This window comes from Streptomyces sp. NPDC055078 (genome assembly GCF_053607985.1).
The window spans coordinates 1-10023 of the sequence record NZ_JBSGUP010000287.1 but is presented as its reverse complement, the minus strand read 5'-3'; the positions used below and the strand labels follow the sequence as shown (position 1 = coordinate 10023).

At 69.7% G+C, this 10023-nt stretch carries 13 protein-coding genes and 1 pseudogene; 2 read left to right on the top strand and 12 right to left on the bottom strand.

What is annotated here, in order from left to right; translation table 11 throughout:
• Nucleotides 1–3 precede the first annotated feature (3 nt).
• From ACWF94_RS22935 to ACWF94_RS22920, 4 genes are read right to left on the bottom strand one after another with little or no spacing between them, the layout of a single operon-like run.
• Complete coding sequence (locus ACWF94_RS22935; RefSeq protein ID WP_453491424.1) at nucleotides 4–171, bottom strand: hypothetical protein; 168 nt, start codon at nucleotides 169–171, stop codon at nucleotides 4–6.
• Nucleotides 168–365, bottom strand: coding sequence for a hypothetical protein (locus ACWF94_RS22930; protein WP_453491422.1), 198 nt, complete (start codon nucleotides 363–365; stop codon nucleotides 168–170). The genes ACWF94_RS22935 and ACWF94_RS22930 overlap by 4 nt, the downstream gene beginning before the upstream one ends.
• Nucleotides 358–798, bottom strand: coding sequence for a hypothetical protein (locus ACWF94_RS22925; RefSeq protein ID WP_453491419.1), 441 nt, complete (start codon nucleotides 796–798; stop codon nucleotides 358–360). The genes ACWF94_RS22930 and ACWF94_RS22925 overlap by 8 nt, the downstream gene beginning before the upstream one ends.
• Nucleotides 795–1271, bottom strand: coding sequence for an ATP-binding protein (locus ACWF94_RS22920; protein WP_453491416.1), 477 nt, complete (start codon nucleotides 1269–1271; stop codon nucleotides 795–797). The genes ACWF94_RS22925 and ACWF94_RS22920 overlap by 4 nt, the downstream gene beginning before the upstream one ends.
• A 182-nt stretch (nucleotides 1272–1453) precedes the next feature.
• Between ACWF94_RS22920 and ACWF94_RS22915 the strand changes: the two genes are divergently transcribed.
• Nucleotides 1454–2827, top strand: coding sequence for a hypothetical protein (locus tag ACWF94_RS22915; RefSeq protein ID WP_453491413.1), 1374 nt, complete (start codon nucleotides 1454–1456; stop codon nucleotides 2825–2827).
• Between the two features lie 262 nt (nucleotides 2828–3089).
• A complete protein-coding gene (locus ACWF94_RS22910) occupies nucleotides 3090–4349 on the top strand; it encodes a helix-turn-helix domain-containing protein (RefSeq protein WP_453491410.1) in 1260 nt (419 codons plus the stop codon).
• Nucleotides 4350–4363: 14 nt separating this feature from the next.
• Here the strand turns inward: ACWF94_RS22910 and cutA are convergent, their stop codons facing one another.
• The 8 genes and pseudogenes from cutA to ACWF94_RS22870 all read right to left on the bottom strand — a co-directional run.
• Nucleotides 4364–4690 carry a divalent-cation tolerance protein CutA gene (gene cutA, locus ACWF94_RS22905; protein WP_453491407.1) on the bottom strand — a complete coding sequence of 109 codons (327 nt, stop codon included), beginning with the start codon at nucleotides 4688–4690 and terminating at the stop codon, nucleotides 4364–4366.
• 548 nt (nucleotides 4691–5238) lie between these two features.
• On the bottom strand, nucleotides 5239–5544 hold the full coding sequence (locus ACWF94_RS22900) for a hypothetical protein (RefSeq protein ID WP_453491404.1): 306 nt from the start codon (nucleotides 5542–5544) through the stop codon (nucleotides 5239–5241).
• Nucleotides 5545–5606: 62 nt separating this feature from the next.
• A complete protein-coding gene (locus tag ACWF94_RS22895; protein WP_453491401.1) occupies nucleotides 5607–5942 on the bottom strand; it encodes a hypothetical protein in 336 nt (111 codons plus the stop codon).
• A 102-nt stretch (nucleotides 5943–6044) separates the two neighbouring features.
• Nucleotides 6045–6899, bottom strand: coding sequence for a hypothetical protein (locus ACWF94_RS22890; protein ID WP_453491398.1), 855 nt, complete (start codon nucleotides 6897–6899; stop codon nucleotides 6045–6047).
• 2 nt (nucleotides 6900–6901) lie between these two features.
• On the bottom strand, nucleotides 6902–7189 hold the full coding sequence (locus ACWF94_RS22885; protein WP_453491395.1) for a hypothetical protein: 288 nt from the start codon (nucleotides 7187–7189) through the stop codon (nucleotides 6902–6904).
• On the bottom strand, nucleotides 7186–8337 hold the full coding sequence (locus tag ACWF94_RS22880; protein ID WP_453491393.1) for a hypothetical protein: 1152 nt from the start codon (nucleotides 8335–8337) through the stop codon (nucleotides 7186–7188). Before ACWF94_RS22880 ends, ACWF94_RS22885 begins: the two co-directional genes overlap by 4 nt.
• A complete protein-coding gene (locus ACWF94_RS22875) occupies nucleotides 8337–9578 on the bottom strand; it encodes a hypothetical protein (protein WP_453491390.1) in 1242 nt (413 codons plus the stop codon). The genes ACWF94_RS22880 and ACWF94_RS22875 overlap by 1 nt, the downstream gene beginning before the upstream one ends.
• Before the next feature lies 1 nt (nucleotide 9579).
• Nucleotides 9580–10023: pseudogene (locus ACWF94_RS22870) on the bottom strand (phage tail protein); the annotation flags it as partial.

Below are 10023 nucleotides of genomic sequence, written 5' to 3'. Positions count from 1 at the left end.
GCTCTAGGGAAAATGGGCTGCGAACTGGACGACCAGCCAGGTCAGGACCCCGATCACGAACGCCCCGACGAGGGCGAGGCCGACCAGACCGCACCCGCAGGCGTCGATCACCCGCTCGTGGCGGGCCCGCAGCGCACGGACCGGATGCCGGACCGCCTCTTTGGCGGTCATGTCCCGGCCTCCGTGACTGTCGCATCGTGGATCGCGGCCAGGGCTCCCGTCATCGGCCTGGGCAGTATGACCAGGTCGGGCCAGTCCGGCGGCGGCCCCGGGCGACGCCGCAGCGCCGGCTGGGGTGGCTCCACCTGCTGGAAGCGGGCCTGCGAGGCGGCGGCCCGCCTGCGGAGGTCTGTGGTGTCAGTCATCGTCCTCATCTCCCGCCAGTTCCAGCAGGTCCAGGACGACGAGCGCGAGCCGACGCAGATACCCATCCGCCGTGGACGGCAGGGCGGACAGCACCCGCGCGCGCTGTCTGACCTCAGCAGGGACCTCCGGCTGAGTGACCAGGAGATAGCGCAGGGCATCTGCGAAGCGCCCTGCGAGTTCTGCGGCCTCAGCCGGTCCCGGCGGGACGTGCGTCCCAAGGACGTCCTCCAGGTCGTCGTAGACCGTGGTCTCCACCGCGTGCGCGACGCGCAGGCCAGCCAGCACCCGCGCCTTGACCGGCCGGTCACACTCGAACCTCGGCACGGACATCAAGCTGCCGTCGAGGACGCGGATCACGTCCGGCCCGTGTGTCATCACCGCGGCGCCTGTTCCCGGCGCGGAGCCGGCAGTGGGTGCGAGAAGCGTGGTCACTGGCTGCTCCTCCCCAGGGCGCACCAGACGTGAGTACGGGAGCCGTCCTGGTCAACGCCCCAGCTGTCCGCGTAGGCGGCCACGAGCGACAGCCCACGGCCGCTCTCGTCCAGCAGGCCGGCTTCTCGCGGACACGGGGGCACATGCCGCGCTCCGCTGCTCACCTCGATACAGATCTGGGTGTCCGTACACCACATCCGCACCCCGACGTCTCCCTCTGCGTGGGCGAGCGCGTTGGTGACCAGTTCCGAGAGACACAGTCCGACGGCATCCCCGCAGGCGCTGAACCCCCACCGGTCGGCGTGGGCACGGCCGACGCGGCGGACCTGACCCGGCCTCAGCCTGTCCTCGGCGGCCATCGGCTCGCCGGGCCCGGCCGTGCGGCGCAGGCTCATATCGAAGCCGGGCCCGCCCGGAGGCGACAGGGCAGCACGGCCCACGCGCATGCTCTGGCTGGCCGTTAAAGGCGACATGAGGATTCTCCATCCGTCGGGGCGAGCACTGGAGCCTGGATGGGGTCCCGCGCGATCGTTCTGTGCCGACGCAGTTCAGTGAACTGTGGGTGACCGGTGCGTGACCAGACGGCTCAAGAGGGGAAGCGGTTCAACGAGTTCATCCGGGTTCGACGAGGCGAAAGGTGCTCTAGCGTTGGGCTATGACCCGGTTGCCCAACAGCCGCCTGCGCGCTGTCATCGAAGAGGCGCATCTGCGGTACGAAGATGTCGCCCGCCTCGTCAGAGCCGTGGCCGCCGAATCCGGGATCACGGTTCATACGGGGAAATCGAACGTTTCCTATTGGCTGGGCGGCACGCCGCCGAACCCACGGACCGCCCGCGTTCTGTGCGAAGGGCTGTCCCGGCAGCTCGGCAGGCCGGTCACCCTGCACGACATCGGCCTCTCCGCACTTCCAGGCGGTACCGACCCGGACGACCTGGGGCTTACCGTGGAAGGCGATCCAGTGGAAACACTGGGGCGATTGGGGAGCGCAGATATCGAACGCCGAACCTTCCTCACCGCGAGCGCCTACTCCGTGGCCGCCGCCGCCCTGCCCCTCGGCGCAGCCGGCGAAGTCCATGCCCGCACCCGCCGAGTTCTGAACGGCGGCATCGCAGGCGCCGAAGAAGTCAACGCCGTACGCGACATGGTGGCCATGCTCACCGCGATCGATGAGCGCCACGGGGGCCAGCACGGACGCAGCGCCGTCGTGCAGTACCTCCGGACCGACGTCCTCGGACTGTGCCAGGCGCGGTTCCGCGTGCCCCAGCAGCGCACTGACATGCTGTCCGCCGCAGCCTCCCTCGCCTACCTGGCAGGATGGAAGGCGTTCGACGCGAACGAGCACGGCCTTGCCCAGCGGTACTACCTGCAGGCGTACGCCCTCACCAAGGACGCCGAGGACCTCCCGCACCAGGCGTTCACGCTGCGCATCATGGCCCATCACGGCATGGACAACGGACAGCCGGAACACTGCCTCGACCTCGCGGACGCCGCGCTGGACCGGGCCCGGGGCCGGGTCGCCCCCGCCACGGAGGCCCTGTTCGTCATCTGCCGGGCCCGAGCCCTCGCCGACGCCGGCCAGGTCAGCAAGGCCCTGGCCGAAGCCGACCGGGCCCGGACCCTCGCAAGCGCTGTCGCAGAAGGTGCGACCGGGTGGGCGGTGATGTGGGGTCTGGCCTCCGCGACCGTCGAGAGCCACACAGCGAAGATCCTCACCCGCATCGGAGACCACAAGGGCGCCGAGCGGCACCACGCCGGAGCCAGGCGCCGGTACACCGGCACCGAGCACCGCCGGATCGCAGCCCTCAGCGCCGCTGCCGAAGCCGACGCACAGTCCAGGCAAGGCCAGACCGACGCGGCATGCGCCACCTGGAACCGCGCCCTGGACACCATGAACGGCATCCGATCGAGCCGCACCATCCGGGCGGTCCGCGACATGCGGTCCACGATCGCCCCCGCCAAAGCACGGGGTTCCCGCAGCGCGGCCGACCTCGATGAACGAGCCTGCCTTTGGCTCCGCGACGCATCCTGACCGCGCCCGGAAGGCACGCGTCCGTCCAACACCGTCACGACACCGCAGCCAGTGCGCGACGGCGATTCGTCGCTCAGCTCCGGTTGTGAGGTCGTTCGTCACGGGCAGGCGTCCCGCGCGGGCTTCGGTCATGCAGCCATCAGAGCGCCGTCAACCGGTTGCTCCCAGGGGAATCGTGCGGGGGAGAATCTTGTCAAGGGGGAAACGTAGGGGGAACTCAAGCCCCATGATGAGTCCACGTCCACGGACGAGGGGCACACTCATGTCAGCAACCAACGAGTCATTCGGCCAACTGCTGCATCGGCTTCGGCGCGAAGCCGGGCGCACGCAGGAGCAACAGGCCGATGCGGTCAACACAGTCGCTGGGCGGGACACTCTGACTCGCCGGGAGATCAGCCGCTACGAGAACAACAAGAACATCCCAACGAACCACACAGTTGCGCAGATTGCTATCGCCTGCGGATTACCGCCCGAACAGCTCCAGAGGGAAGCCGCAGCCGCCCGCGTTCGGCGCCGGGACGGGGATCGCCGGGAGGACGAGGAGCAGGACGACATGAGACGACGGACTCTGCTTGAGGGGGCGGTCATAGGCGCCGCATCAGCAGCGGAACCATGGGGACGGCTGGCCCACGCACTCGGGCGGGGCAGCCCTATCGATGCCGAGGCTGCCGACAGCCTCACCCGGCGTGCCGAGGCGCTCCACATCAGCGAACTGAAACTGAGCGCCCGCCAACTCCGAGGCCACGTTGAGGCCCACCTCGACACGATCACCGCCGCCCTCACGCGGGCTGGCGAGCACGAACGCACCTTGGTCGTGGCTGCCGGCGAGACTGCCGCCCTCGCCGGATGGCTGGCCTGGGACTTGGGCGACCATCAAGCCGCCCGCGCCTACTACCGCGTCACCGCTGATTGCGCCGCCGCAGCCAGTCACCCCCCGCTCCGTGCCCTGGCTCTCACCTATGCGAGTTACGGCACCGCCGACCCGACCCAGGCAATCGATCTCCTCACCCAGGCCGCGCGCGACGTGCGAGGCCCCGGCGCCGCCACTGCGGCCGCATGGGTACACGCCCGGCACGCTGAAGAAGCAGCCAAAGCGGGCGAACCTGGCAGCACCACTACGGCGCTGCGCGCTCTCGACCGGGCCCGGACAGCGTACGACTACGCAGACCACACCACCGAGCACGCCTGGACCCGCTTCATGAGCCCCGCCCGCCTGGACGCACTCGTCCTGTCCGCCTACGGGCACCTCGCGCACCCGGAACTGACCGAAGCTGCCAATGCCGCCACTGAGCGCCTGGGCAGTGAACGGTCGGATGCCGGCGTCGTCATCCTCGGCGACATCGCCACAGCCCTGCTCCAAGGCGGGGACCTGGATCAAGGTGTACACGTCGCACGCGAGTTCGCTGCCGCAACGGTCGCCCGCCCCAACACCATGGGCAGGGATCGTGCACAGGCGATCCTCTCCCGGCTCCCCGCCCAAGAGCGGGACCTTGCCGAGCAGTTGCGCGGCCTTGCGTCATGAAGTCGGCAGATGGACTAAGCTTCGCTGCTTTCCGCCACCACCCATGACAGATACCCTGCTGACCCGCCGTCCACGGGCAGCACGATCCACTCCGGCACCTCGTACCCGTGGGTGGCCGCCACCCAGTCGGCCAACTGGGGCAAGCGCTCCCGTGTCGTCTTGTACGAGATGCGCCACTCCGTCTCTGTCTGCACCGCGCCTTGCCAGCGGTAGACGGCCCTGAAAGGAGGGTCGATGTGCGCGCACGCCGCGAGCCTGCGGTCCACCGCCCCCCGCGCCAACTCTTCCGCCTTCCCCTCGTTGTCGATGGTGGTCTGCGCAATCACAATGTCCGTTGACACGCCAACGCTCCTTCGTCCGGGAATATCGACCCTACCCATCGGTGCGCCTGCGTCGCACCGCTGTGAAAACCTGCCTGCGCCGAACCTCGATCGTCCGGCGTGCTCTGAAGGTGATTCTTGAAGGAGGCCGCCTTGCCCGTCGCCTACAGTGGCCTGATCCTGGATTTCGGCAGTGTGCTCACCACCCGCATGAGGCTGAACGGCGAGAGTTTCGAGAGGTCCGAGGCCCGGCGCCTACTTCCATGCGCTGAACGAACACCCGGACGGCGTCGCCATCTACTCCGCGCTCGAAGTCGGGGAGGCCACGCAGGAGGACTGGAACCGCGTCATCGGTGGCAGCATCGGGCGGACGTATGAGCCCGGCCGCACTCGGGGGGAATGCGGTCGGGCTCGTCTGGCCGCACGGGGGGTTGCGGCCGACCGCACTGCTACCTGTGGGGGCGAAGCAGTCCGGCACCACCAGTATTCACCATAAAACTCCTTGGATGCATGCAAGTCGGCAGAAAGGGTGCGGGCGCCCTCGGGGCCGTGGAGTGGGGCGCCCGGTCTCAAGCGGCCGGTGGCCGACGGTCCGCATCCCGCAGCGAGTGGCCCTCGTTCGGGTGCATCTCGTGCTCCACCCTCCCGAGCCGGTCCTCGATCCCGCCGACGCGTTCCATCAGCCCCGGCCGGGGCGGAACACCGGGCCGCTCCGGCTCCCCGTACCAATCGTCCAGGAACTCGTTGGCACGCCGCGCGGTAGCGACAATCGCCCGGACAAACGGCCACAGGGCCGCGCACACCCCGGCCAGGATCAGGAACGCGCCGCCCCACACGAGGACGGTCTCCAGGAGCGGGATGCCCGTATCCGCCATGGTCGCCCCTTCTCAGACCGCATCGTCGGAGAGGGCGCGCTCAGCCAGCAGGACCACGCCCATCACACACGCTCCGGCCAGTGCCAGGAGCCGGCGAGCTGCGAGCCGCAGTCAGCCAGGACCGCGCCGCCCGCCGACAGCGGGTGGAAGAACAGGCCCGTGGGGTTGATGACGGCCAGGCCGACGCGGCCGGGGTCCTGGGCGTCGACTTCGGTGATGGTCGCCGCCCGGCACTGCGGGGGGAACGCCTGGCTGCCGTCGCTCAGGATCGGCGTGCCGTGAGAGACGTAGTGGACGGTTCGGCCGACGGTCGGGACGGGGGATGAGACATGGGAACCTCCAGGGCGCGGACAGGGTGTCCGGACATAGGGAAGGACAGGGGGCACCAGGGTGGACACGTGCCCGCCCTGCTGTCCTCGGGATACGGGATACCGACAGGTGACCTGGGCGGACACTGTCCGGACGCGATGGGCAGCGAGGAGGGGCTGGGAGGCCAGTCACTAGACACTCGGCCCGACCCGGTGCGCCGACCACCAACCGGTGACCGTCGGCGGCTCGCTGATGGTGCTGTTGGCCTGGACGCGAAAGCCGACATTCGGTGTTGCCGAGTTGTTGAAGTCCTCCATGGTGGAGGCGTGAATCCCGGACACCGTGGACGACCTGGTGTACGACTTGGACACGATGATGCCTCGCGCCCCGGACTCGATCCCGGCATAGATCATGCCGCCGGACGCCGTGGTGAACCCGGCGAGAGAGAAACGCCACTGCGCCTGAAGGAACCAGGTGCCGCCGTCCGGCAGCCGGATGCTAGTGACGCCACCAGCCGGGGGGAGCACGGAGAATCCTCCGGACTGCCCGGTGATCGTGGGCACCATCCAGGCGTCGGTCGTCGTCCTCGGGATGGTTCGGGCGTTCATGTTGCCGTACGCGAAACGAGGGCCAGCGACGTACAGCCCGCCGTCCGAACCGAGCGTCAGCGCGTTCTCCGGGTCTGCGCTGATCCGTGCGCCGATCGTGTAACCGGCCGCCTGGTCGCCGGTGATGTCCACGGCCTGGCCCGCGACGAGACCGGCCGAGGCGCCAGCCGTCGGCACGAACACGCCGCCGTCCGAACCGATCTGCATCAAGTTGCCCGGGTCCTCAGACGGCAGGACACGAAGCTGACCGTCCGCGCACGCCAGGCCGTCCCCGGAGTGGTCGCAGACGCACCCCATGATCGCGTCACAGCCACTGTCCTCGCCGTACGTCAGCCCGACGACGAACGGGGACGTCGAGGAACCATTCCCGCTGACCTGGATCAGCCCGCTGCCCTGCACCGAGCAGGAGCACCCTCCCTGGCACCCACACCTGGCCATTCTTAGCCCTCCTTCTCCTGAATGTCCGTGCCGCCGCCGTCGACGGCGGTCTCCTCTTCGGCCTGGCAGGTGCACTCACCGCCGCACCCGCACGCCAGCACCCGCCGCACCTGCTGGCCTGGCGGCTTCGACAGGTCCACCTCGACCTGCTGGCCGTCGACCCAGCCGACCCCGGCCGGGAACGCCAGCACCCCGGTACCGGCCTGCGCCGCGCGCCCCAACGCCCGCTGGGCCGAGGTGCCTGCGCGGAGCGGCTGCTGGACGGCGCGCTGTCCTGGAAGTGGGCTCACGGGGGGTCTCCTACGAACGGGTAGCCGATCGGGACGAGGGAGACGCCGACGTTCTCGCCGCTGTCACCCCAGTCCACGTCGACGTCGGACAGGCGGTAGGGCTGGCTGACGTTCATGCACATGCCTGTCGCGGCGACGTCCACGCGGACGCCGGCGACGAGCTGCCGCATCGAGATCGGGGCGGTCGTCGCCAGACCGGCCCCGTCAGGGATGCGGATGCCGGTGGGCACTGGGTTCCGTCCGGCGTACGAGGCGCGGGCAATCTGCCACAAGTCGTACGCCGACAGGCCCTCAGCGGTCGAGCGGATCAGGGTGTCCAGCCGCCCGTACACCGGACTGACGACGCCGGAGACACCGAACTGCCCGCCCGTGATGTCCTGGTCATCCTGGTTGGTGGCCCACACCAGCGTGGCCGCGTTCGTGCCGTCCCGGACGATCTCGATGTCCCCGGCGAACGCGTCCAGCGTCAGCCTCGCCTGCGGGCGGTCGGCGGTCGTCTGCGGCCGTCCCAGGATCAGCGAGCGGCCGACCGTCGTGTACTCCAGCCCGCGGGGCACCAGCTCGTCGTCCAGGATGCGCAGGATCGGCACGATCCAGACCTCGTTGTTGAGACTGCCGTCCTTCTCGAACCGCGCATCCACCGTGTCGTCGTCGCGGACGATGTGGTCCAGCATCACCGGCCAGTCCGGCTGGGACGCGAACAGGCCGGCCTCCAGGTTCAGCCGGATGATCGTCTCCGCGATCTCCTGCACCGGACCGACGTGCATCGGGTCGGCCTGGTTGGTCGATAGATACCGCAGCAGCGTCGTGTTGTTCGTCCGCGCCAGCCACTCGGTGACGTCCCGCGCCTCGATCAGGAACCGCGTCCGGTTCTCCGTCGACCGGATGATGGGCCCCTGCCACACCAGCTCGCTGTCCCGGTAGATCGTCAGCTCGTGCGCGTACGGCTCGATCTGCCCGAGCTGCCCGCAGCAGCTCGCCCCCGCCATGCCCTTGGCAATCGTGATCGACGCCTCCGACGTGTCGTTGACCGTGCGGTTCCACTTCACCGACGTCAGCGCGCTCACCGCCGGGGACGTGAACGGCAGCGAGCCGCCTCGCCAGTGGACGACCGCCCGGTACTCCTGGGCGCAGCCGAGGACAGCCATCAGCCCACGTCCGATCGGGGGACCAGGAGGACGCGGGCTCGGGCGTCGGCGGACGTCGTCGCGGACGTCGACAGGATCTCGATGCACACGCCGGTCGGGCACGAGAACACCGGCCACTCGAAGGCGGCACCGAGCGGCCCGTACAGGATCGGCGAACTCGTCGCCGACCCGGACACCCCCGACGGGCAGTCGACCTCAGCGACCTGCGTACGGCCGTCCACGGTCAGCGTCGCCCCCGCGGGCAGGTACGGAATCTGGATGTCCGTACACGCCGAGCACGGGTCGGCCAGCTCCGAGCAGTCCGTCCCCAGCGGGTTCGCCCAGAACCGCACCACCAGCCGGCGCAGCGCCGTCCCGCCGGTCTCCAGCTCCAGGACGGGCACCGCCTCCAGCCACTCCGGCTGATCGACGGGGGACACGGCGACGAACGACCGGCGGAACTGTGCGACACCTGTCGGGTAGCAGGGGTCGACAGGCACCGGCGCCCTGATCGGCAACGGCGGGGGCGGACACAGCGGGTCCTCCAGGCACGGGGTCGCCTCGGCGCAGTCGCCGTAGATCTCGTCCGGGTCGAACGTCACCAGGTCGCCGTCGGCCAGGTCCACCCAGTCCGTGAGCGTCGTCAGCGGCTCCCGGTAGATCCACGGCACCGACGCGGCCAGCGTCCACGTGACCTCGCCGATGATGCCCTCGGGCAGGTGGCGAACCGCCGTGAGCTGCGGGCCGGCCATCAGGCCCACGCCGTACAGGTGCCGCAGCTCCGCCGTGCCGTCGCCGGTCGGGCAGCAGGCGAAGACGCCCAGTTCCTCGCCGTTGCAGCTCCCCTCACACGGGGCACCCTGCAAGGCCGCCGACAGCCATTCCAGCGCGTACGACAGGGCGCACTCATCGAGGACCAGGAGCAGCGCCGTGTACGTGATCTCGCGGTGCGCACGGCGGGCCACACCGAGCGCCGCACCGTCGCCGACGAGCTGCACCGCGTCGCGGGTGAGCGTCGACTGCGAGAAGCCGATGGCGTCCAGGCCCATGACGCCGAGGAAGCGGGCCGACTCCGGGACGGCCGGGTCATACCACGGTGCCGGGTCCGACACTGGGTCGACGTACTCGACGTCGTTCAGGACGGTCGCGAGGTCCGGGCACGGGTCACACCCCGTCAGCAGGCAATGCTCAGCCGCGTATACCGACGCCCTGGCGGAATTGACGATCTCCGTACACCCGAAGTCGGCGTAATCGCTGATCACGTCACACCCCTGCCGCTCGTGCCATCTGCCCGTACAGGTACTCAGCGAGGACCCGCGAGTCCTGCGCCGGCGTCGAGATGTTCCAGTTGTGCGTGACGTGCCGGTCACCGGCGACGGTCGCGGACCGGCCCCCGCGGTCGACCGCCCCACGGCGGGCCAGGAGGTCGAGCAGGCCGGACTTCTGGGCGAGTTCGACGGTCCGGGCCGGCCGGGTGAGAGGCAGGACGACTTCCTTGCCCGCCTCGCCGATCAGCGCGGCCGTCGGCTGCGTGACGATGCCCCCGTTGGCGAACGGGAGCAGGTTCCGCACCGACGACGGCAGCCCGCTCTTGATCTTCGAGACGATGCGGGCGCCGATGTTTCCCAAGCTGCTGACGATCCGGCCGGGCAGCGTCGAGAACAGGCTGACCACGCTGGAGATCAGCGAACTCACGGCGGACCGGGC

What these genes read in the sequence shown, in the direction of transcription:
- ACWF94_RS22935 (WP_453491424.1), bottom strand. Translation starts at nt 171, where the DNA reads ATGACCGCCAAAGAGGCGGTCCGGCATCCGGTCCGTGCGCTGCGGGCC.
- ACWF94_RS22890 (WP_453491398.1), bottom strand. Translation starts at nt 6,899, where the DNA reads ATGGCCAGGTGTGGGTGCCAGGGAGGGTGCTCCTGCTCGGTGCAGGGC.
- ACWF94_RS22920 (WP_453491416.1), bottom strand. Translation starts at nt 1,271, where the DNA reads ATGTCGCCTTTAACGGCCAGCCAGAGCATGCGCGTGGGCCGTGCTGCC.
- ACWF94_RS22930 (WP_453491422.1), bottom strand. Translation starts at nt 365, where the DNA reads ATGACTGACACCACAGACCTCCGCAGGCGGGCCGCCGCCTCGCAGGCC.
- ACWF94_RS22880 (WP_453491393.1), bottom strand. Translation starts at nt 8,337, where the DNA reads ATGGCTGTCCTCGGCTGCGCCCAGGAGTACCGGGCGGTCGTCCACTGG.
- ACWF94_RS22910 (WP_453491410.1), top strand. Translation starts at nt 3,090, where the DNA reads ATGTCAGCAACCAACGAGTCATTCGGCCAACTGCTGCATCGGCTTCGG.
- ACWF94_RS22915 (WP_453491413.1), top strand. Translation starts at nt 1,454, where the DNA reads ATGACCCGGTTGCCCAACAGCCGCCTGCGCGCTGTCATCGAAGAGGCG.
- ACWF94_RS22900 (WP_453491404.1), bottom strand. Translation starts at nt 5,544, where the DNA reads ATGGCGGATACGGGCATCCCGCTCCTGGAGACCGTCCTCGTGTGGGGC.